Raw genomic sequence first — 21,316 nt, 5'->3', positions numbered from 1 at the left:
CTGAGGCCGGATCAGATGTATGCCCGGAATATCTTTCCGGGATTGTTGCCCAGCCGAGTCGGAAGATTGTGTTGTGCGCGGAATGACCCAGAACCTCACCATCGGTGAGCGGGTGTCTTGGTACCGACGGCGTCGCGGTATGTCCCAAGACGTGCTAGCCGGTCTTGTCGGGCGAACAGACGATTGGATGAGCAAGGTCGAGAACAATCGGATTCCGCTGGATCGCTTGTCGGTGATCCGCCTACTCGCGGACGCACTGGATGTTTCGCTGGGAGACCTGATCGGTGATCCGAGTCTGTTGGAATGGACCACCGACAGCGGGACGGCGACGATCCCCGCGCTCCGGGCCGCGTTGATGGACTACAGCCATTTGATGCCTGCGCCGGTGCCGCCCACTCGTGACCCGGACTCGTATCAACTCCCCGCACTCGAACGGGAGCTGTCTGGTGTTTTCGATGCCTATCAGGGGGCCAGGTTCGGATTTGTGGCGGGTCGATTGCCCGGCCTGTTGTCTGCCGCGCTGGCGGTCGCCCAGCGAGCGGAGGACGAATCCGGGTACCGGCTGTTGGCGCTGTGCTATCAGGTGGCGGCCTCGGTGTTGACCAAGCTCGGCGAAACCGATTTGGCTTGGAACGCCGCAGAACGAGGTCTCGCGGCGGCTCAGCGAACCGATGATCTCGCGATTGTCGGTTCCCTGATGCGATCGGTCGCCTTCACGGTGATGTCTACGGGCCGTGTGCAACCCGCTGTCGATCTGGTCGAAGCCGGAGCGGCGTACTTGCAGCCGTACCTGCACGAGGGCAGGGACGACATGTTGTCGGTGTACGGAACGTTGCTGCTCGTCGGTTCGATGGCAGCCGCGCGGAGCAATCGTCGCGACACTGTGCAGGAGTTTCTGGCCGAGGCGGATGTTGCGGCCCGGAAGCTGGGTGGTGATCGGAACTGCCTGTGGACCGCGTTCGGGCCCACCAATGTTGCAATCCATCGGGTCAACACCGCGATGGAACTCGGTGATGTGCAGATCGCGCTTCGGTTGGGTCCCGGGCTGGATACCTCCGCCCTCCCGGTGGAGCGCCGGATTCGGCACCAACTCGAGCTCGCTCGCGCGTTCAATCTGGCGGGCCGCCAGCAGGATTCGGTATCGGCTCTGCTCGACGCCGAGCAGGCGGCTCCGGAACAGGTTCGCCACCATTACCTCAGCCGACAACTCGTACTCACCTGGATGCGCAACGCGCACGGCAGTCCTTCGTTCGTCTTGCAAGCCTTGGCCCAACGAATGCACGTCGTGAGGTGAACCAATGACCGATGCGGACAATCGGTTTGCGCGCGCACGCCTGGCGGCGGGAGCGCTCTTCGTGCGCGGCGATGAGGTGCTGTTGGTGCACAAGACTTACGGCAGCGGTTGGGATATTCCCGGCGGGTATGTCGAGCCCGGGGAGTCGCCAGGTGCGGCTTGCCGTCGTGAGGTTCGCGAAGAGCTCGGAATCGACCGTGTCCCAAGGTATTTGCTGGTTCACGATTGGGCGCCGAGCGAGGGGGAAGGCGACAAGATTCTCTATGTTTTCGATTGTGGCGATATCGGATCCGATGAGCGGGCCATCAGCCTCCAGGAGACCGAACTCGACCGCTGGGCGTGGGTTGCGTTGTCGAACCTCGATGACTACCTGATCCCGCGGCTCGCCCGCCGACTGCGCCAAGCCCATATCGCGCGTTCCATGAGCCATACCGTCTACCTCGAACATGGTGAGCCCGCGCCGATGTGATCCGGGCTCGACCGTTTGCGCGCCGTCGGATCGAATCATGGGATTAATCGGTGGCGTGCGGGTGGGCGGGCATGGGACGCTCGGTCGAGTGCGGGCCTACAGGGAGGTGCTGGCTGACTCGGCGGTGCGCGATGTGCTGCTGCTGGGTGTGATGGTTCGCATTCCGTTCTTCGCCGGGTCGGTATTGCTCGCCTTGCATGTGGTGCAGACGCTGCACGGGTCGTATGGGCAGGCCGGGGCGCTGAGTTCGGTTGTCACGCTGTGTGTTGCGGCGAGTGGGCCGTGGCGCGGGCGGATGCTGGATCGGTTCGGGCTGCGACGGACGATTCTGCCGTCGATCGTGGTCGGGGCGGTGTGCTGGTCGATCGCGCCGTTCGTCGGGTATGGGGCGCTGTTGGTGCTGGCGGCGGTCGCCGGGCTTTTCGACATCCCGATCTTCACCGTCGTTCGGCAGGCTGTGATCGCGACGACCACGGAGCAGAGCCGTCAACCGGCGCTGGCACTGGAATCGGTGTCGGTGGAGATGGCGTTCATGGTCGGGCCGGTGCTCGGTGTCGCCGCCGCGACGGCTTGGTCGACGACGCTCACGCTCTTCGGGATGCAGATGGCGCTGGTGTTGGCGGGAGTCTTTGTGTGGGTCCGCAATCCGCCGCTGCGCTGCGATGACAAGGGCGGTGATGACAAGGCCGAGGACGCGGCGGTGCCGCGGCGCGAATGGTTCCGGCTCGAGTTCGTCGCGCTGTGCGTCGGCGCGTGTGTGGCGATCGCGGTGCTCGCGGGTTCGGAATTGACATTCGTATCCGCGATTCGCGAGTTCGGCGCGCAGCGGTGGCTCGGCGTGGTCATGGCGGTGTGGGGTTTCGGTTCGCTGGTCGGTGGGCTCGTCTACGGCGCGTTGCACCGATCCATTTCGACGTATGTGCTGCTCGCCGGGCTCGGCGCCGTCACCATTCCGATGTGCTTCGCCGTCGGTCCGCTATCGCTGGGCGTGACCGGGCTCATCGCCGGAGCGCTTTGTGCGCCAACACTTGTCGCATCCGTCGATCAGTTGAGTCGGATCGTCCCGGAGGGCGGGCGCGGCGAGGCGATCGGCTGGCACGGCGCCGCGATGACGCTCGGCAATGGCATCGGCAGTTCGCTCTGCGGGGTTGCGATCGATGCGGGCGGATTCCCAGCGGGTTTCGCGGCGGCCGCGGTACTCGGGCTCGGACTCAGTATCGGGCTGTTGCTGCTGGTCAAGGTGGTGCGTCGGGTCGACCGGGAGGAACTGCCCGCCGGGGCGCGCTGAAGTCGCTCGACACAGGTCTTGCGTTATACGTATACATCTACTTATAGTGATTCCCGACGGACGCCGACGAGCAGGCTCGAGGCGACCGGAAAGCAGTAGATCGACTCACCGCAGCGGACCGAATCGGGTCCGCTGGCGTCGATCCCATGCTTTTTTGCATATCTATTTATGAGATGGGGAATCATGACAGCGGATTCGAACCCACCGACCGACACTGCTTCGGAGGTGGCCACGATCAATATCGAGAAGAACGCATCGGATATGCGAGATGTGCTGCTCGAGGTCGGTCCCGGCGGCCTGCGCAGGCAGCGCTTCGTCGGGCGAAAGCTCGGTGAGACAAGGGAATTCACCAAATCTGGAATCGAGGTGATCCGGGTCTACCTGAGCCGCAAGGGCAAATATGTAGTGCATCGGCAGCGGGCCGACTGGATGGACTTCGCGCTGACGAACTGGACCAAGGATCTGAAGAACTGGCGCGAGATCTTCGACGTCGGCGACCAGACCTGGGGCGACTACACGGTGGACATCGTCGACTCGGTCGAGGAACTCGCCGGGCGGATTCCGGCACGCATCTACCGCGAACTCGTCGGCACCGCGACGAGTCCGAAGATCGACGAACTCGACATCTGAGACCGGTCCGCTCGTTCGGACCTCGAAAGGACTTCTCCCACATGTTCGCTCGACTGGGTGCGATCGTTGTGCACAACCCGTGGAAGGTGATCGGTCTCTGGCTGTTCATCGTGATCGCGGTGGTGGCCACGGCGCCGCAATTGAAATCGACCACCGACCAATCCGAATTCCTGCCGTCGCATTACGAGTCGATTCAGGCAATGCAACTGCAGCAGAAGGCTTTTCCGCAGCAGCAGGCGCCCGCAGCGCTGCTCGTCTTCGTCCGCGCGGACGGCGCACCGCTGTCCGAGGCCGATTCGGCGAGCGTGACGGCGATCGCGTCGAAGCTCGATGACCAGAGAATAAAGGATGTCATCGGCATCCAGGCCGTTCCGGCCTCGGAGAACCGGTTGGTGCAGATCGCAGCCGTGCAGATGACGAAGGTGACCAATGCCGGCGATACGACGCAGAGCGATGCGGTCAAGAAACTGCGGGACGCGTTGCGCGATCAGGTGCAGGGTTCGGATCTGAAGGCGGGCGTCACCGGTCAGGCGGCGCAGATGCTCGACCAGACCGAGTCCGGTGAAAAGGGTATGGCCATTATCGGTATCGCGACGGTGGTGCTGATTCTGGTGCTGCTGTTGATCATCTTCCGCAGTCCGGTGATCGCGCTGCTGCCGATTGTCGTGATCGGCGCGGTCTCCGGCACGGTCGGCGGTCTGATCGCGATGGTGAGCAAGGCCTTCGATCTGAAGGTCGACAGTTCGGTGAATTCCATTCTGCTGGTGGTGCTTTTCGGTGTCGGCACCGACTACATCCTGTTCCTGATGTTCCGGTACCGGGAGCGACTGCGGGCCGGCGAGGATCCGAAGACCGCGATGGTGAGTGCGGTCACCAAGGTCGGCGAGGCGATCACCTCGGCGGCGGGTGCGGTGATCATCGCATTCATGGCGCTGACCCTGTCGACGCTCGGTATGTTCCGGGCGCTCGGTCCCGCGCTGGCGATCGCCGTCGCGGTGGCGCTGCTGGCCGGTCTGACGCTGGTGCCCGCCGTGGTTTCGCTGTTGGGCACCAAGGTGTTCTGGCCGTCGAAGGCGTGGCAGCAGGAGCCGAAGGGCGCGCGCTTCGGTGCGATCGGCGCGGCGATGGGGCGGCGCCCCGGTGCGTTCGCGGCCGTGTCCGGTGGGCTGCTGGTGGCCCTGGGCGTGCTGGCGTTCGGCTTCCATCCGACGTTCGATCTGAGCTCGGGCTCGACCTCGGATTCCTCCGAATCGACGGTCTACAACAAGGAATTGCTCAAGGGGATGCCCGCCGGGTCGACCCAACCGTCCGAGGTGCTGTTGCATTCGGACACCGGCGCACCGCTCGACGATGACCAGCTCACCGCCTACCGTGCCGTACTCGCCGCGGTGCCGGGCGTGAGCCAGGTCGGGGCGCCGACGGTATCGAGTGACCGACTGGCCGCCGACTTCCAGGTGACCCTCGATGGTGCGCCCGAATCGGATGCCGCGCTCGATACGGTGCGTGATCCGCTGCGCGACGCCGCGCACTCGGCGGCACCCGCGGGCACTACCGCTGTGGTGGGTGGCATCTCGTCGGTGTACGTCGACTTCCAGGACGCGATGGTCCACGACTACAAGATCGTGTTCCCGGTGGCGGCGATTCTGATCATGATCGTGCTCGGGCTGCTGCTGCGCAGTCTGGTGGCGCCGTGGTACCTGATGGCCTCGGTCTTCCTCGGCTTCGCCGCGACGCTCGGATCGGCGGTACTGGTTTTCCAGCACTTCCAGGGCAATTCCGGACTGATCTTCACTCTGCCGGTGATCATGTACCTGTTCGTGGTGGCACTCGGCACCGACTACAACATTCTGATGGTCGCCCGCTTGCGTGAGGAGGCGCGGGCTGGAAACGAGCCGAAACAGGCTGCGGCCCTGGCGGTTCGGCACACCGGTCCGACCGTCGCCGCAGCCGGTGTGATCCTGGCGGGCACCTTCGCCTCGATGATGTTGGCGGGCAATAACGTGCTGTCGCAGATGGGCTTTGCGATCTCGGTGGGCATCGCGATCGCCGCATTCGTCATGGCGATGTTCTTCACCCCGGCGGTGACGGCGCTGATCGGGCACCGAGCCTGGTGGCCGGGGCATGGGGACCGGGATTCGAAGGGTGCATCCGAGGGGAACTCGCAGGATGTGCGCTCGGATCAGTACGCGTACTCGGATATGTACAACAACTAGGGCAGCGTCTTCCGGGGAACGCCGGTAGTTCAGCCGCTCAGTGGACAGGGCCTTCCGACTTGGGATATCCAAGTCGGAAGGCCTTTCTCATCGTCCTCAATGCTCGTTGCCGCATACCCAGTGACTACCTCGCATACGGTGCAGAGCTTGTTGCCGAACGGGTGCGGATTTCAGCCGCACCACAGATCAACTGCCTGGATGGACTGCTACCACGTGATCATGCTCGCCGGCAGGCGATTTGGTCCCCGCCGTGACGTCACGATCGCCTGGTGGGCGCCCGTTGGGCGTATTCGGCGACAGGCTCTGCAACCTATGTGAGGTGGTCAAGGGACCGCCGAACGCCGCGCTGCTGCTGCTGCCGCGCTGCTGCTGCTGCCGCGCTGCTGCTGCTGCTGCCGCGCTGCTGCTGCTGCCGCCGCGCTGCTGCTATGGCGCTGCTGACGGTTGCAGAGGCGAGGTATAGCTAGCTGCTGATTGCGTAGGGGCGGCGAACTCGTCTGGCGAACTCCAGGACCTGGGCGATGGCGGTGCGGGAGAGGCCGACTTCTGCGCCGATGCTGGTCGGGGTCCAGGATTGATCGGCGAGCATGAGGATTTCGGCGAGTTGTTCCACGGGGATGACCGAGAGGCCGCGGCCTGCGATTGCGCGGGCGACCGACCACACCTCGACATCATCGCTCTCGGAGCCGAGGTTCTCGGTCAGCAGGTCCTCAGCTGAAAGTGATTGCACGACTTCGCTGATCACCTCGCTGGTGGTGCGGCGAGGTGTCGTCTCATCCGAAACGAGTTGCCTGACCTCGGCCTCGGATGCTGCGGTCTGCTCCTCCTGATCGGCTGCGGCGTTCTCGGCCCTCGACGTGCGGTGACTCTCCACCGCTCGGGTGATTCGCTCGGCCGGGGTCGGTGTGGCGGAACCTCGGGTAGCACGCTGGGGTTCGGTGGATGTGCTTGTGCGTGTCGGGGTTTCGGTGCGAGTGCTGGACTTCGCAGGGCGGGGAGCGTCAGCTGGCGTGCCCGTGCCCGTGCCCGTGCCCGTGCCCGCAGCGGTGCGGGACACCGTGGCGCGATCGGAGTCGGCCGGTGCGTGATACCCAGTGTCCGCACTGGTCTGCGCGACGGATTCGACGGTCCCCGTATCGAAGATGCTCAGCTGCGACTGTGCTGCGGGGCGTGCCGCGGCCCTCTGTGGTTCCGCTTCTCCGACAACAGAAGTCGCGCTCGCATTGCGATTGGAATGTTCGTCGCGACCGGACGCCCTGGTCGTGGCATCGGGCTCAAAGCCTGCAGCCCCGGAGGCCGTGCGCTCGTCCGGAGTGCTGGCCTCGGACGCCATTGCAGTCCGGAGGTTGATATCTCTAGCAGGAACAGCTGCGTCGTCTGCGGAAGGAAAAGCCGCGCGATCGGCGGCCGCAGGCGCCATCCGGGCATCGGCGCCGCTCGTCTCGGCAGCCGTGAGCTCGTCGCTACCGGAGACGGTAGTCGCGGATGCGGTACGGGGATTGATGCCGGCGGCAGCAGTCGTGCGCTGATCGGGAGCAGTCGCCGCGGTCCGGGGATCGAGACCGGTTGCGGCAATAGTTGTGCGCTCGTCGCCGGTGCCGACCGCATTCGGCACAGCTGTCCGGGGCTCGAAACCTGCGGCAGCGAGGGTCGTGTGCTCATCGGCAGCGGTCTGGGGGGCGAATCCGGTGGCGGCAACGGCCGTGTGCTCGGAGCGGATGTTGGCCGCATTCGCCGCTGCTGTCCGTGGCGCGGAGCCGGTGCCGGCGAGAGTCGTGTGCTCATCGGCAGCGGTCCCTGACGCGGCCTGAGGCGTGAACCCGGCGGCAGTAGTCGTGTCACGAGCATTCATTGGTGCCGTCGCGGAATTGCCGCGCGCGCTGGCATGACCTGCGCTCACAGCGGTATCTGGTGTAATGCGCTGATCGAGTTCGGAGGCATGAAATGCGTTCTTGCCGAGCTGGTTTGCGTCGGTTGCCGACGTATGGGCTGGCAATGTTGCGTTGGCGTCGGTGAAGGGTCGCGCGGTGTCGTGGATCGGTTCCGTCGCACGCACCGCGTGACCAGGGCGGTAGTCGTCGCTCGGGATCTGCTGGGTGAAACGGCCGTTCGTCGAGCGGGTGCTCTGCGCGTGGTACACGAGGGTTTCCGTGCAATCGAGGCGCGAGACGGGAACCGCGTCGGGTTGGGCGGCACGCATCGCTGCTTCGGCGACGTGGGGATCCATATCGACCGGGAAGCGGACGCCGGCTTGGTCGAGCAGGGGATCGAAACCCTTGGCGGCGAGCAGTTCTCGACGGTCGGTGGGTTCGTCGCGGAAGGTGTCGACGGGTGCGCCGCGTTCGGTGGTGACCCGGTGCCGGGGCGGCAGGCCGGGTTCGTCCTCGACCATCGGGACACCGTCGATGAGCAGGGCGTATCGCGCGGAAACCCAGGCGTGCAACCAGATAACGACGCCGACCATGACCGGTGCGATCGCGTATTCGGCGGCCTGGCCGAAGGATCCGGCGGCCAGGTGCGGGCCCGCGTTGAGCGCGACGGTCGTTCCTAGCAAGGCGGTCTCGAAGAAGGCGACCTTGCCGCGGTCGAGTTCGCGGCCCCAGCGGGCGGCCGTTGTCGCGGCCACCATGATGGTGATGATCGGGATCGAGATCATCGCCTCGATCCCATAGCTCAACCAGTACAGGGGATCTGCCATATTCCCGCTGGGCACCAGGTTGTGCTGCACATTCACCCCGGCCCACACCATGCCGAGCACCACGACGGCGATCAATGCACGCGAGGACCATTCGGCCCGCCGGTACAACTGGGCAAGGCGCGCATCCTGATTCGAGACCCGCCGCCGGGCCGCCAGTGCGCGCCGATGCCAGCGGGCGTCCGCGTCATCGGCGCGCTCGATGGCGGACATGGTCCGCCGGTTGCGCTTCTCCGCCGCGAGTTCGTCCTGGACGGCCCGTTTCCGCTGCCCCCGACGTTGTGCCCGAACCCATTGCGCGAGTTCGCGTTCCGCATCGATCTCGGCATCCGACAACGCCTGCACCAGTGCCGCGTCGTCCTGCAACGGCAGCCGACCCCGCGCGTTCGCGACCCGCTCGGCCAATGCGGCGATCTCGGACCTACCGGTCGACTGTTTGTCGCGCATCGCGAGCCTTCCCAGGAGCAGGTGTCATACCGACGCAGACCTACATGCTCGAACATATGTGTGATCGCACCGAGGTTAAACCGCTACCCGCCCGAGGTCAATGCGCGCACCCCGAAAACTCGAACAAATGGCCGAATCGGACGCCCTGTAGTGCAACGGCCTCAGGCGTTCTTGTGGCAGACCGCCTCCAGCATTATGCCGTCGGGGCCGGTCCAGAAGGTGGCGTAGTACGGTGGCGGATACTGGGGGAATTCTTGTGGGGCGTGGATGATTTCGTCGCCTCGGGTGGTGGCCCACGCGTGTACGCGGTCGACAGCAGTGCGGGTACGGACCATGAAGGCGAGGTGTTGCAGGCCGGGAGCGGTGCGCACGTAGCCGGGGACGTCGGCGGGGTAGAAGAAGATATACGTGCCGGGCTTGTTGTCGGCGGGCAAGTAGGCGAATTGGTCGGCCGTACTGAGCAGCGGCGCGTAGTCGAGCAGAGGCATCAGCTCGTCGTAATAGGACTGGGCCGCGCTGAGGTCGGTGACGTTGATGCCGAGGTGTCCGAGGGGCATGCTCGGAATTTACGCTCGATCCGGGGTCAGGTGAGGGTGGTGTGCCAGACGATGGCGGCGGCTAATGCGCCCGCGCCGTTTATCGACCAGTGCAGGGCGATGGGGGCCAGGAGGCTGCCGCTGCGGCGGCGCAGCCAGGTGAAGACGACGCCCGCGGCGGCGGTGGCGAGGACGGCGAGCAGGATGCCGATGATCTGACCGGCCGGGCCGCCGCCGATGAAGCCGGTCAGGCCGCGGTTGCTCGTGGTCAGGCCGAGGGAGGAGGCGATATGCCAGAGGCCGAACAGCAGTGAGCCCGCCGCGAAGACGCCGCGGGCGCCGTAGACGCGGTCGAGCGTGCCGTGCAGGACGCCGCGGAAGGCCAGCTCCTCCGGAATCGCGGTCTGCAGCGGGATGACGATCATCGATGCGATGAGTGCACCGGAGATGGTGGCGTAGCGGTCGGCGAGGAAGAACGGCCGGGTGATCGGCAGCAGCGCCCCGATCGCGACCACAGCGAGCACCAAGCCGACCGCACCGAGCGCCCAGAGCGTGCTGCGTCGCCAGTGCCGCGGTGCGAGTCCGAGTTCGGACCAGCCGAGTCCGCGTCGCCGCATGAGCGCGAGCAGCGCGACGGCGGCGATCGGAACGGTGAGGATGCTCGCCCACGCGGTGGTGAAATGGGCGATCAGATTCGTGCCGGCCAGGACGATCACCACAACGGCCACGTCCAGATAGGCGTGCAGTTTGTGGCGGGGCGGTGCCGCTTCGTCGAGGTCCTGTTGAAGCACCCGGCCCAGTCTACGGATGCCCGCAACTGGCGCGACGGGTTCGGCTTCGGGGGTTTGCGTCATCAACATGGTCGTACTCTGTTTCGCGCTACGCGCCGTCGGCGTTAATGCCGACCCCGCCAGCCCTGCGGATCCGCCCATGCCTGCAGCGTCCGAGCGCTGTCGAACCGGCGCGGCTCGCCGCTGACCGGGTCGGTGAATTCGAGTGATGTGGCCAGCAATTGCAGGGGCCGAGTGAAGTCGTGCACAGATTTGTCGGTGAGTATCGGATAGAAGTCGTCGCCGAGGATCGGAATGCCGAGTCCGTTCATATGTAGCCGCAGCTGATGGGTTCGCCCGGTCAGCGGCCGCAGTCGATAACGGCCTAGGCCCTCGCGCTGCTCGAGCAATTCGATCCAGGTCTCCGCGTTCGGCTCCCCCGCCACCTCCTGCGCCGCGAGCACCTGCTTCTCCTTGATGATCCGGCTGCGCACCGTGCGCGGCAGCGTCAACTGCGGATCGAAGGGGGCGATGGCCTCGTACTCCTTGCGCACCGTGCGCTTGTGGAACATCGTCTGGTAGGCCCCGCGTCGGGCCGGATTGATCACGAAGAGCACCAGCCCCGCGGTGACGCGATCGAGCCGGTGCGCCGGAATGAGATCGGGTAGGTCGAGTTCGCGACGAAGGCGTACCAACGCCGTCTGCAGGATGTGCTGGCCGCGCGGAATCGTCGCCAGGAAATGTGGCTTGTCCACCACGAGCAGATCGTCGTCGCGGTAGACGATCGGGATATCGAACGGAACTTCGGTCTCATCGGGTAGGTCGCGATGGAACCAGACCGCGCCGCCCGGCACATACGGCGCGTCCGGTGCGATCGGACCGGATAGATCGACGATCTCGCCCGCATCCAGCAGTTCATCGATGCGCGCGGCGGGAACACGAGGCAGCCGATCCACCAGATGGTCGCGAATGGTCGCCCAATCGCCCTGCTCCGGTAGGCGGAGCCGGGCCGGATCCAGGCCGTGCCGCTTGGGCAACGGCGGCTGCTGCCTCCTTCTCATCACCGACGACCTTAGTCGGCGACGAATCCCCAGCTCACGGCCGGGTCGGGCTCAGAATCCGCGCAGCCGATCCGGGGTGATGCGCACCGTGACCGAGTACTCGGCGTGGAACTGTTCCTCGGTCATCGAAAGCGAGGCGAGTCCCTCGGTGTATTTCTCGGTGAACGCGGCGACTTCCGCCGGTGTCGGCCCGGCTTCGTCGATTCGCGCGGCGCCGGTGAGAATCACCACGTCGCCGCCGGTCGCGGTGCTGTTGAGATGTAACGACACCCGAGAATTGCGGGCGATATTGCGCAACTTCGACTTATCGGCCTGGCTGAAGATCAGGAATTCACCGTCGCGCCATTGGAACCACACCGGATTCGGCTGTGGTGTTCCGCTGCGGCCGACGGTGGTCAGCCAGATGACATTTTCGCGTTCCAGGCGGGCGGCGACCCTGGCACCGAATGCGGTGCCGGTGTCGACGACGGGCGTGGCGGAGCGATCGGATTCTGTGGTCGTCATGGCTGTGCCAACGCCGACAGCGTGCCGTCGATTCCGGCGCGGCGCAGTTACGCCATGGACGACTACGGCTCGGCGCGTTCGTCCAGTACCATTCGCCGGGACTCGACCAGCGTCTGTCTGGCGCGGCGGCGGACCCTACAGCTGTCGACACTGCAATTCAGGTGCACCTGCATCGCCCGGTGCGCCTGCTGCTCGGTCAAGGTGCCGGGATCACGGCGGCAATCGCCGATATTCGAAATAATTGTCGTGACAAACATTTTCACAACTCCAACCGCAGTCGTAATCTGTGTAGCTGGATAAGCTAGTAATCCTGGTTGGTGAAAGTTGCTGGGATGGTGCGTCGTTCACGCAAGCTTCCCCAGCACGTCGAAGATGTGTTGCCAAGTGTAGTGAGAGAACCGATCATTCGGCGTCATTCGGTATTGAGCAGGGGGCGGTTCCCGGCAGCACCCGATCGGTCGCTTCGGAACGTCTCACCACCGCGCGTGCCTCGGCGAGAAAACCGGTGCCGGAGGAGAGATCCCACTGTGCGAGTTTCACATCGAGCCCCTCGGCGAGTGTCCTATCCTGTGCGGGATTTCGGCCGGGTGAGCAGCAACGACCAGTACGCGGCGACACATCACCTTGTTGGCGGATCTTGTGAAGTTGTCCAGATGGGATGCTTCGTCGTCTGTGTATCGACAGCCGGGATTTCGGTAACACCGGGATGGACTCGGCGCTAACGTGATCCGCAAATCGGTTCCCGACGGGCAGCGGGATCGATGACAAGAGGTAACAGCGGTGTTTCCTCGAATTGTGTGTCAGTAGTCGGACGAACCATTCCTAGCGGTTGGTTCGGAAAGTAGATCGCCGCGCGCTCTGCGGCGAAGATCATTGTGCGAGGGGATGTTCCAATGCCAACAGGGGTGGCGCCGTCGAGCGCACCAGAGTATGCCTCCGATAGATTCACGAAAGGGCTTGCGGTATTCGAAGAATGGCAACTGCACCGCTACAACCGGAAGAGCTATCTCGGGCATCCGTTGCGCACAGCACAGCTGGGAATTCGCTATCTGACGCTGCCGCATTATTTCGGCAGAGTGCCACCGATCCGGCTGTGGTTGCGGCGGTTCGGTGGGCCGCGCGTGCTGCCGGATTTCGCCTGCGTCGGCGCGCTGAAGTGTGGCACCACCGACCTGGCCAGCTACCTCATGCAGCATCCGAGCATCCTGGCGCCGCTCACCAAGGAGATCGGGCACGGCTGTCCGCACATGTGGGGTCCGTTCTTCCCGACGGAGCGGCAGCGGGCCGAGGTGATGCGATGTACCGGCCAGGCGCTCGCGGGCCATTTCGATCCTCTGCTGCACGATCTTCCGTTGATCGACAACTACAGTGCGGCCCGACCCGACGCCAAGATCGTGATGATGTTGCGTGATCCGGTGGATCGCGCCTACTCGCATTACAAATGGGATCTGTTCCTCAGTAACAAGGACGGCCTGCGCGCCGTGCCGTACGGCCAGACCTTCGCCGACTACATCGGGTACGCGCTGGAGATGTTTCCCGCGCCCCCGCCACCGACCACGCTGCCCTCCATGCCGGTGCTCGGCACCGGTGTCTACGTCAACGCGGTGGCCCGCTGGCTCGAGGCGTTCGACAAGGACAACGTCTACATCGTCACCGCCGAGGACTTCTTCGCCGATATCTCGAAGACGGTGTGCGGCATCCATGAATTCCTCGGATTGCCCGCCGTCGAGCCGGTCCGTCATCACGTCTTGAACCGCAATCCGCTCGAATTCCCGGAGCCCGACGAGGGTTCGGTGGCGCGGCTGCGCGAGTTCTATCGTCCGTGGAACGAGAAGTTGTTCGAGGTGATCGGGCGCGACCTCGGCTGGAACGATCACTAGCCCCGAAAGATAACTTAGCCTAACCTACCTTCGTGGCTCTTCTTGTGTGAAGATGGTGCCGATTCCGGCGAAGAGGCTCCGCGAAGGGGCGAGAGGGTGAGGCAGATGACGGTGGAGCTCGCACCGCAGGCGACTGCTCGCGGGTCGCATACGACACAACCGGTGGCGGAGACCGGAAACCGGCCGCCCAAGACGGTGCGGAAGGCGAGCAAGCGGCAGGAAGCCTTGGCGCGCAAGGAAATCCTTGCGCCCGTGGGCCGGACCTTGACACTCGCGAGCATGGTCGTGGCTATCGCCTCGGTCGGCGTCGTCGTGCCGTTCGTGCTGATTGTCGCGGCCTGCCGGGAACTGCTCGCCGACCGGGTGGATACCGACCGGGTGTGGCGACTGCTGCTGATCGCGGTGGTGGTGCTCGTCGCGCGCGGCCTGCTGCAAGCGGCAGCGCTGACCTGGTCGCATCTGGTCGACGCCGACTACCAGCTGACCTTGCGGCGGCTGCTGGCGAGCAAGCTGACCCGGGTGCCGCTGGGCTGGTTCGGTGAGCGCACCTCGGGCGATGTCAAGCGGTATCTGCGCGACGATGTCGAAGCGCTGCACTACCTGGTGGCGCACGCACGGCTGGAATTCGTCGGTGCGCTCGTCGTTCCGCTGGTGACGCTCGGCTACCTCGGCACGGTCGACTGGCGGCTGACGCTGGTGCTGCTGATTCCGCTGGTCGCCTACGCGGGGCTGTTCAGCAGGATGGTCGATCAGGACGGCCGCGACCGGATCGCGGTCTACAACAACTGGGAGCGGCGCGCTCAGGAGACCGCCATCGAGTTCGTCGACGGTATCCAGGTGGTGCGGGCCTTCGGTCAGGCGGGCAAGGCGCACAACACCTTCCAGGAAGCGGTGGACGGATTGGCGCGCGCCGTACATCGGATGAAGATGCCGATCCTGCGGGTGCAGTCGGCCTCCGAGATCGTGCTGGCCCCGGTATTCGTCATGGTGGTAGTCGTCGTGGCCGGGCTGACCGCGGTCGGCCTCGACTGGCTTGCGCCGTTGGATGTTCTGCCCTTCCTGCTGGTCGGGCTCGGCATCGGTAGTTCGCTACTCGGTCTGTCCTACAGTGGTCAGGCGCTGCGGGCCGCGGGTGCCGCGGCGTTGCGGCTGTACGAACTGCAGGCGACCCCCGAACTGGCTACGTGTGCACTGGATTCCGGAGCCGTGGCCGAGGCGGGGGATCGGGGCGCGGTCCGCTTCGAAGGCGTTTCATTCGGCTACCGGACCGGTCACGATGTGCTGCGGGAGATCGATCTCGAACTGACGCCGGGCACCATTACGGCGCTGGTCGGCCCGAGCGGATCCGGCAAGTCGACGCTGGCCAAACTGCTGCCCCGGTTCTATGACGTCAACGCGGGCCGGATCACCATCGCGGCTCGCGATATCCGTGACTACTCGACCGAAGAGCTATACCGCACAGTCGGATTCGTATTTCAGGATGTGCGCCTGATCCGCGGCTCCATCCGGGACAACCTGTTGCTTGCCCGCTCCGGCGCCGACGATGCCGAACTGGAACGAGCGGCGCGCGCGGCCCAGATCCACGAACGGATCATGGCGTTGCCGCGTGCCTACGACTCCGAGATCGGTATCGACGCCACACTCTCCGGCGGTGAGGCACAACGACTTTCGATCGCCCGCGCACTGCTGGCCGACACTCCGGTGCTCGTCCTCGACGAAGCGACCGCCTATGCGGACCCGGAGTCCGAAGCCGCTGTGCAGGACGCGCTCGCGAAACTGGTAGCCGGCCGTACGGTGCTGGTGATCGCGCATCGATTGCACACCATCACCGGCGTCGACCGAATCCTGGTGCTGGAGAACGGCACCCTGGTCGAACAGGGTGACCACGCGAGCCTGCGCAATGCGGGCGGTACCTATCAACGACTGTTCGAGATCAACGAGGCCGCGCTCGATGTGCTCGCGTCCGTCGGAAGTTCGGAGGTTGCCCAATGATTCGCAAGGTACTCGGGCTCGTTCCCGACGAGTTCGGCCATCTCACCCCTCGGCTGCTGTTCGCGATCGTCGCGCAGGCGCTGGCGCAGGTCGTGGCCTATCTGCTGCTGGTGCCGGTGCTCGAGGCATTGTTCGCCGATGACCTCGGACGCGCCTGGACCTGGACAATGTGGATGCTGGTCGCCGTCGCGGTGCTGATCGTCTTCGGCTATCGGCAGGCCGTGCTCGGATTGCGGATCGGTGTCGGTATGCAGCGCGGACTGCAGACCCGCCTGGGGGACCACTTGAACGCATTGCCGCTCGGCTGGTTCGAATCGCATGAAGCCGGGCCGATTTCGCGAATCGTCGTAGAGAACGTCCGTGAGTTGCAAGGTCTGGTCGCCTATCTGCTGACCAAGGTATTGACCAGCATCATCGTGCCGCTCGGTGTCGCTGTCGGCATGTTGTTCATCGACTGGCGGATCTCGCTGGCCATGCTGCTCGCCGCGCCGGTGCTGTTCGCGGTCAACGGTCTGGGCGGCCGCGCGTACACGCGCTCGGACGAGCGGATGCACCAAGCTGCGGCCGAAGCCGATTCGCGGGTGGTCGAATTCGCGCAGGCACAGCCGGTGCTGCGGGCCTTCGGTGCGGTCGGCGCGGGCAACCGGGCGCTGGACGGCGCACTGGCCCGGCAGCGTTCTGCCATCACCAAGATGATGTTCGGCTCGGTACCTGGCCTGATCGTGTTCTCGCTGTTCGTGCAGGCCGTCTTCCTGGTGCTGGTTTACGTGGTGGTGGGGCGGGTGACCGACGGGGCCGTCTCCGCCGCGGCCGCCATTGCACTGATCGCGGTGAGCTCGCGCTTCATCGAACCGCTGAACCAGGCGGCGCAGTTGGGCAATGCGCTGCGCTCGGCCGCGGCCGCCGCCGATCGGATCACCGGCTTGTTGGCCGAGCCCACACTGCCGGAGGCGGATATGCCGGTCGCACCGGGCGCGGCGGCGGTCGTCTTCGACAAGGTGTCCTTCGGCTATCAAATCGATGCGCCGGTGCTTTCCGACCTTTCGTTCACCGTTGCGGCAGGTACCACGACGGCAATCGTCGGGCCGAGTGGGGCGGGCAAGTCGACACTGTTGCGGCTGGCGGCGCGGTTCCACGACGTGGATTCGGGCCGCGTCGAGGTCGGCGGGCACGATGTGCGCGAGCAGCCCTCGGAGACGTTGCTGAACCAGCTGTCACTGGTCTTCCAGAATGTCTACCTGTTCAATCGCTCTGTCGCGGACAACATTCGGCTCGGCAGGCCGGACGCCACCGACGCCGAGGTACAGCGCGTCGCCGAGGCGGCAAGGGTGGACGAGATCATCGAGCGGCTGCCCGACGGTTACGGCACGTTGGTGGGCGAGGGCGGTACGGCACTGTCCGGCGGTGAGCGGCAACGGGTTTCGATCGCTCGCGCCTTGCTCAAGGACGCGCCGATCGTGTTGTTGGACGAGGCGACCAGCGCGCTGGACCCGCACAGCGAAGCCGTCGTTGTCCGCGGCGTGCACCAATTGACCAGGAATAAGACGGTCATCGTTGTTGCACACCGGTTGACCACCATCGCGCACGCCGATCAGATTCTGTTCATCGACGGCGGCCGCATAGTCGAACGTGGTACGCACCAGGAGCTGTTGGCGGTCGGCGGTCGCTATGCCGACTTCTGGAATGAACGTTCGCGCGCCAGCGGCTGGCGTTTGGAACCGGCGGCCGTTTAACGGGCTTACCGCCTGCCGCGGATTCCGAGCCGCGGCAGGCGAATCGCCGAATCTACTTCCAGTAGGCCTGGTACTTGATGGCCGTTTTGGGCAGATCGTGCGTCAGTTTGAGGGTCTTGACGATCGAGCGGGTGGTGGGGCCGTCGCAGGCGACCCACCCGAATGTGCCGGGAGCACAGGTGATTTCCTGGGCCGTTTCGCGCAGCAGCCGCCCGTCGTCGACCCGTTGCAGCCAGGTCACCTGATGGTGCGGCTTATTGCGCAGCGGTAGAGTCCGATCGGATTCGTACTGCCATTCCAGCCATACCCGGGCCGGCGTATCGCCGATGGCGTCGAGCAGCGAGTTGATCGCGGGCAGTGAAGCCGTGTCCCCGAACATTACGTACTCGCTCGGCGCGGGCTGTGGCAGCTCGAATTTGGAGCCGAGCACCGAAGCATCGAGTACGTCACCGACGGCGGCGTTCTTCGCCCACCGGGTTCCCGGCCCTTCGTGTAGCGCGAATTCGATCGTGCAGCGGTCGCCCGCCGGATCCTGGTCGATCAGGGTGTAGGCCCTATGGTGCAGCTTGTCGCTGTCCGGTTCGGGAATCCACACTCGAATGAACTGTGTGGGATGCATCGGGTGATCCGCGAAGAGCCCGCCGGCGGTGAAGCCCAGCCGCACGTAATTGTCGGTAATGAAGTCGGTCGATGTCACCGTGAGTCGGTAGTCCTGCCCGCCCCACGCCTTGACGATGACGCCGTTGAATCCTCTGCCCATGCGAATTAGGTTAGCCTAAGAATACTTGAGCGTCACGCGTAATCCGCCGTCGCTCAGCCGATGGCCCCCGTCGTCGGCGGGGGCCATCGCGGATAATCCGGTTGCGAATCAGCAGCCTGCGCCGACGAAATTCCCGATGGTGCAGACGGATTCCTGGGTCAGCTTCCAGCTGCCGCCGATCAGTTTCCAGGACAGGTCGAAGGTCCACGGCTCGTAACCATCGGTCGAGGTGAACAGCTTGGCGTTGAGCAGATCGCCGTCCACGCTCACCGGACCGACGATGTCCCAGCGCCAGCTCGGCGGAGCGATCGCGATCAAGGTGGCGGCCCGGTCGAACGCGGGCAGTCCGGCCTCGCCGGTCTCGAGTTCGGCGGCGCGCGCGGATCGCGATGCGCCCGTGTTGAACAGCACTGCCACCTTCGTGCGCAGCTCGCCGGTGCTAGGGGTGGCGACCTGGCGCGGCGCGATGGACGGTGCGGCGTTGGCAACGGGCGCGGTGGTGACGGCGCCGAAGGTGCCGACCAAGGTGGCGGCCGCAATAGCCAGAGCGCTCACCGTCTTTCGGGCGGTTCCGATCATGAGTTCATCCAATCGTTCGTATGCGCGTGCCGACCGATAGCTGTTCCGGCACGTTCGAACATTGTAAGGTAAGCCTATGCAAAGTTAGGGTAGGCACTACTTTGTGCCCACGATAGCGGATACGGCGCAGGCCAGAGAGTTGGAGAACCGGTGGAGACACTTGCAGTGGTCGGCGCGGGGCCCAAGGCGTTGGCCGTGGCGGCCAAAGCACACGTATTGCGCTCGCTGAATCTGCCCGCGCCGCGCGTGGTAGTGATGGAATCCCATGCGGTAGGCGGAAATTGGTTGCCGAGTGGCGGCTGGACCGACGGGCAGCACCGGCTCGGCACCAGTCCGGAGAAGGACATCGGCTTCCCGTATCACTCGACTTTGGTGCGTGGCCGCAATCAGGCCATCAACAAGGCGATGATGGCTTATAGCTGGACCTCGTTCCTGGTCGAGCACGGTACCTACGCCGAGTGGATCGACCGCGGTCGCCCGAGTCCGCAACATCACGTCTGGGCCAAGTACCTGCAGTGGGTATCGGCCAAGATCGAACTCGAATTGGTCTACGGCACTGTGCGATCGATCGCGGCGGCCGCCGACGGATGGTTGGTGACCGCGAGCGATGCGGATGGCACGCCGACCGAGATCGACGCCGACGGGCTGATGATCACCGGACCGGGACGCAGCGGCAAGGCGCTGGCCAGACATCCGAAAGTGCTCAGCATTGCGGAATTCTGGAACCTCGCCGGGAGACGAGAGTTGCCGGTCTCTTCCCGGGTGGCGGTCATCGGCGGCGGCGAGACGGCGGGCTCGGCGCTGGATGAACTCGTCCAGCACGGGATGCTATCGATCTCGGTGATCTCGCCGATGGCGACGATCTACACCCGCGGCGAAAGTTACTTCGAGAATTCGCTTTTCAGCGATCCGATCAAGTGGGCCGCGCTGAGTGCCGCGGAGCGCAGGGATGTCATTCGGCGTACCGATCGCGGCGTCTTCTCGGTGCGGGTACAGGAGAGCCTGCTCGGCGACAATCGCGTGCATCACATGCAGGGCCGTGTGGTGCGCGTGACGGACCAGGGGGACGGTGTCGCGCTAACGCTGCGCAACGAGCTGCGACCTGACCAGGTGCACACCTTCGATCTGGTGATCGATGCCACCGGCGGGCAGCCGCTGTGGTTCCTCGAACTGTTCGATGCGAACGCCGCGGACCTGGTGGAACTCGCGGTCGGCGGCGAGCTCACCCAGGCTCGGATCGAGGCATCGATCGGTTACGACCTCGCGGTATCCGGTTTGGACGCGAAGCTCTACCTGCCCAATTCGGCAGCGCTCGCGCAGGGGCCGGGCTTTCCGAATCTCAGTTGCCTCGGCGAACTCTCGGACCGCGTGCTGCGCTCGGGCCTCTCGTCGTCGGCAGGTGGCGTAGCGGTAACCCAGGGCGTAGTTCCCGCCGGAGCAACAGTTAGGCTAGGCTAGCCTAATTAGAGTTCGGAATGAGGTTCGTTTCATGCGCATTGTGTCGTTCGGCTTTCAGACCTGGGGTCGCAAAACCCTGCAAGCCCTGATCGATTCGGAGCATGAGGTCGTGCTCGCGGTGACCCATCCGGCGAGCGAACAGTCGTACAAGGCGATTTGGTCGGATTCGGTCGAGGAGCTCGCGCGTGCGCACGGTATTCCGCTACATCTGACCGAGCGGGCCGACGCCGAAACCATCGATCTGGTCAAGCGCGCCGAGCCGGACGTCATCGTGGTGAACAGCTGGTACACCTGGATGCCCGCCGAGCTGTACAACCTGCCCCCGCACGGGACGCTGAACCTGCACGATTCGCTGCTGCCCGCGTTCACCGGATTCTCCCCGGTGCTGTGGGCGCTGATCAGCGGCGCGACAGAAACCGGCCTGACCGTGCACCGGATGGACGAAGGCCTGGACACCGGCGACATTCTCGTGCAGCGCTCGATTCCCATCGGCCCCAACGACACCGGCACCGAGCTGGTGCTGCGCGGTATGGAGCTGATCCCGGCCGCGATCAACGAGGCGTTGGCCGCGCTGGAATCCGGTACCGCGGTGTGGCGGCCGCAGAACAGAGCTGAACGCACCTACTTCCACAAGCGTGCCGAGCGCGACAGCCGGATCGACTGGACCTGGTCCGCGGTCGACCTCGAGCGCTTCGTCCGCGCGCTGTCCGAGCCGTACCCGCGCGCGTTCACCCACTACCGGGGTGAGCGCGTAGAAGTGCTGTCCGCACACGTGTCGGAGGCTCGCTACGGCGGCACGCCTGGGCGCGTCATCGTGCAGGAGGGCGGCGGTGCCGTGGTGACCGGCCCGGATGCCATGCGCGGCAACAATCACGGGCTAGTGATCACCCGCGTGCGCACGCCGGACGGCCGCGAGCGCGACGGCGCGGAATTCTTCGTCCGCGGCGGCTACCTCGGCGATCTGTGAGCCGATCCGAACCGCTTGCCCGATTGACGATTTCGAAGGA

Annotated in this window: 17 protein-coding genes; 10 read left to right on the top strand and 7 right to left on the bottom strand. The window is 65.1% G+C overall.

Going from position 1 to position 21,316, the window contains the following annotated elements:
- The first annotated feature begins 19 nt into the window (after positions 1-19).
- The 5 genes from ACIBW7_RS38590 (at position 20) to ACIBW7_RS38570 (ending at position 5,894) form a co-directional block, all read left to right on the top strand.
- Complete coding sequence (locus tag ACIBW7_RS38590) at positions 20-1,294, top strand: helix-turn-helix domain-containing protein (protein ID WP_397055315.1); 1,275 nt, start codon at positions 20-22, stop codon at positions 1,292-1,294.
- A gap of 4 nt (positions 1,295-1,298) precedes the next feature.
- Complete coding sequence (locus ACIBW7_RS38585) at positions 1,299-1,763, top strand: NUDIX domain-containing protein (protein ID WP_397055313.1); 465 nt, start codon at positions 1,299-1,301, stop codon at positions 1,761-1,763.
- A 37-nt stretch (positions 1,764-1,800) separates the two neighbouring features.
- Complete coding sequence (locus ACIBW7_RS38580) at positions 1,801-3,051, top strand: MFS transporter (protein ID WP_397055311.1); 1,251 nt, start codon at positions 1,801-1,803, stop codon at positions 3,049-3,051.
- A gap of 183 nt (positions 3,052-3,234) precedes the next feature.
- Complete coding sequence (locus ACIBW7_RS38575) at positions 3,235-3,681, top strand: EXLDI protein (protein WP_397055309.1); 447 nt, start codon at positions 3,235-3,237, stop codon at positions 3,679-3,681.
- 41 nt (positions 3,682-3,722) lie between these two features.
- Positions 3,723-5,894 carry an MMPL family transporter gene (locus ACIBW7_RS38570; protein ID WP_397055307.1) on the top strand — a complete coding sequence of 724 codons (2,172 nt, stop codon included), beginning with the start codon at positions 3,723-3,725 and terminating at the stop codon, positions 5,892-5,894.
- Between the two features lie 463 nt (positions 5,895-6,357).
- On the opposite strand, the gene ACIBW7_RS38565 is transcribed toward ACIBW7_RS38570, so the two are convergent.
- From ACIBW7_RS38565 to ACIBW7_RS38545, 5 genes are all read right to left on the bottom strand, one after another.
- A complete protein-coding gene (locus ACIBW7_RS38565; protein WP_397055305.1) occupies positions 6,358-9,036 on the bottom strand; it encodes a hypothetical protein in 2,679 nt (892 codons plus the stop codon).
- A 161-nt stretch (positions 9,037-9,197) separates the two neighbouring features.
- Positions 9,198-9,593, bottom strand: coding sequence for a VOC family protein (locus ACIBW7_RS38560; protein WP_397055303.1), 396 nt, complete (start codon positions 9,591-9,593; stop codon positions 9,198-9,200).
- Between the two features lie 26 nt (positions 9,594-9,619).
- The gene (locus ACIBW7_RS38555; RefSeq protein ID WP_397055301.1) at positions 9,620-10,432 is read right to left on the bottom strand and encodes a lysostaphin resistance A-like protein; all 813 of its coding nucleotides are present in this window, start codon (positions 10,430-10,432) and stop codon (positions 9,620-9,622) included.
- A 35-nt stretch (positions 10,433-10,467) separates the two neighbouring features.
- The gene (locus ACIBW7_RS38550) at positions 10,468-11,403 is read right to left on the bottom strand and encodes an RluA family pseudouridine synthase (protein WP_397055299.1); all 936 of its coding nucleotides are present in this window, start codon (positions 11,401-11,403) and stop codon (positions 10,468-10,470) included.
- A gap of 51 nt (positions 11,404-11,454) precedes the next feature.
- Entirely contained in the window at positions 11,455-11,907 is a 453-nt protein-coding gene (locus ACIBW7_RS38545) for a TIGR03667 family PPOX class F420-dependent oxidoreductase (RefSeq protein ID WP_397055297.1), read from the bottom strand.
- Positions 11,908-12,800: 893 nt separating this feature from the next.
- On the opposite strand from ACIBW7_RS38545, the gene ACIBW7_RS38540 reads away from it, so the two are divergent.
- The 3 genes from ACIBW7_RS38540 (at position 12,801) to ACIBW7_RS38530 (ending at position 17,512) form a co-directional block, all read left to right on the top strand.
- Entirely contained in the window at positions 12,801-13,787 is a 987-nt protein-coding gene (locus ACIBW7_RS38540; protein ID WP_397055295.1) for a sulfotransferase family protein, read from the top strand.
- A 105-nt stretch (positions 13,788-13,892) separates the two neighbouring features.
- Entirely contained in the window at positions 13,893-15,779 is a 1,887-nt protein-coding gene (locus tag ACIBW7_RS38535) for an ABC transporter ATP-binding protein (RefSeq protein ID WP_397055293.1), read from the top strand.
- Complete coding sequence (locus tag ACIBW7_RS38530) at positions 15,776-17,512, top strand: ABC transporter ATP-binding protein (RefSeq protein WP_397055290.1); 1,737 nt, start codon at positions 15,776-15,778, stop codon at positions 17,510-17,512. The genes ACIBW7_RS38535 and ACIBW7_RS38530 overlap by 4 nt, the downstream gene beginning before the upstream one ends.
- Before the next feature lie 52 nt (positions 17,513-17,564).
- Here ACIBW7_RS38530 and ACIBW7_RS38525 read toward each other — a convergent pair whose 3' ends face one another.
- Both ACIBW7_RS38525 and ACIBW7_RS38520 read right to left on the bottom strand, forming a co-directional pair.
- Positions 17,565-18,272, bottom strand: coding sequence for a siderophore-interacting protein (locus tag ACIBW7_RS38525; RefSeq protein ID WP_397055288.1), 708 nt, complete (start codon positions 18,270-18,272; stop codon positions 17,565-17,567).
- 108 nt (positions 18,273-18,380) lie between these two features.
- Entirely contained in the window at positions 18,381-18,851 is a 471-nt protein-coding gene (locus ACIBW7_RS38520) for a hypothetical protein (protein ID WP_397055286.1), read from the bottom strand.
- 150 nt (positions 18,852-19,001) lie between these two features.
- On the opposite strand from ACIBW7_RS38520, the gene ACIBW7_RS38515 reads away from it, so the two are divergent.
- Positions 19,002-20,309 (top strand): SidA/IucD/PvdA family monooxygenase, encoded by a 1,308-nt coding sequence (locus tag ACIBW7_RS38515; protein ID WP_397055284.1) that lies wholly within the window; start codon positions 19,002-19,004, stop codon positions 20,307-20,309.
- Between the two features lie 31 nt (positions 20,310-20,340).
- A complete protein-coding gene (locus ACIBW7_RS38510) occupies positions 20,341-21,276 on the top strand; it encodes a methionyl-tRNA formyltransferase (protein WP_397055282.1) in 936 nt (311 codons plus the stop codon).
- The last annotated feature ends 40 nt before the right edge of the window (positions 21,277-21,316 follow it).

This window comes from Nocardia sp. NPDC049526, from assembly GCF_044465765.1.
In the GTDB taxonomy this organism is placed as follows: domain Bacteria; phylum Actinomycetota; class Actinomycetes; order Mycobacteriales; family Mycobacteriaceae; genus Nocardia.
Note: the sequence above shows the minus strand (reverse complement) of the source record. Positions and strands in the feature narration are given on the sequence as shown.

Bases quoted from the DNA above. Each gene is read 5' to 3' on its own strand.
- ACIBW7_RS38565 (WP_397055305.1), bottom strand. From the start codon at position 9,036: ATGCGCGACAAACAGTCGACCGGTAGGTCCGAGATCGCCGCATTGGCC.
- ACIBW7_RS38555 (WP_397055301.1), bottom strand. From the start codon at position 10,432: ATGTTGATGACGCAAACCCCCGAAGCCGAACCCGTCGCGCCAGTTGCG.
- ACIBW7_RS38520 (WP_397055286.1), bottom strand. From the start codon at position 18,851: ATGATCGGAACCGCCCGAAAGACGGTGAGCGCTCTGGCTATTGCGGCC.
- ACIBW7_RS38560 (WP_397055303.1), bottom strand. From the start codon at position 9,593: ATGCCCCTCGGACACCTCGGCATCAACGTCACCGACCTCAGCGCGGCC.
- ACIBW7_RS38570 (WP_397055307.1), top strand. From the start codon at position 3,723: ATGTTCGCTCGACTGGGTGCGATCGTTGTGCACAACCCGTGGAAGGTG.
- ACIBW7_RS38530 (WP_397055290.1), top strand. From the start codon at position 15,776: ATGATTCGCAAGGTACTCGGGCTCGTTCCCGACGAGTTCGGCCATCTC.
- ACIBW7_RS38585 (WP_397055313.1), top strand. From the start codon at position 1,299: ATGACCGATGCGGACAATCGGTTTGCGCGCGCACGCCTGGCGGCGGGA.
- ACIBW7_RS38535 (WP_397055293.1), top strand. From the start codon at position 13,893: ATGACGGTGGAGCTCGCACCGCAGGCGACTGCTCGCGGGTCGCATACG.
- ACIBW7_RS38540 (WP_397055295.1), top strand. From the start codon at position 12,801: ATGCCAACAGGGGTGGCGCCGTCGAGCGCACCAGAGTATGCCTCCGAT.
- ACIBW7_RS38550 (WP_397055299.1), bottom strand. From the start codon at position 11,403: ATGAGAAGGAGGCAGCAGCCGCCGTTGCCCAAGCGGCACGGCCTGGAT.
- ACIBW7_RS38525 (WP_397055288.1), bottom strand. From the start codon at position 18,272: ATGGGCAGAGGATTCAACGGCGTCATCGTCAAGGCGTGGGGCGGGCAG.
- ACIBW7_RS38580 (WP_397055311.1), top strand. From the start codon at position 1,801: ATGGGATTAATCGGTGGCGTGCGGGTGGGCGGGCATGGGACGCTCGGT.
- ACIBW7_RS38575 (WP_397055309.1), top strand. From the start codon at position 3,235: ATGACAGCGGATTCGAACCCACCGACCGACACTGCTTCGGAGGTGGCC.
- ACIBW7_RS38545 (WP_397055297.1), bottom strand. From the start codon at position 11,907: ATGACGACCACAGAATCCGATCGCTCCGCCACGCCCGTCGTCGACACC.
- ACIBW7_RS38590 (WP_397055315.1), top strand. From the start codon at position 20: ATGCCCGGAATATCTTTCCGGGATTGTTGCCCAGCCGAGTCGGAAGAT.
- ACIBW7_RS38510 (WP_397055282.1), top strand. From the start codon at position 20,341: ATGCGCATTGTGTCGTTCGGCTTTCAGACCTGGGGTCGCAAAACCCTG.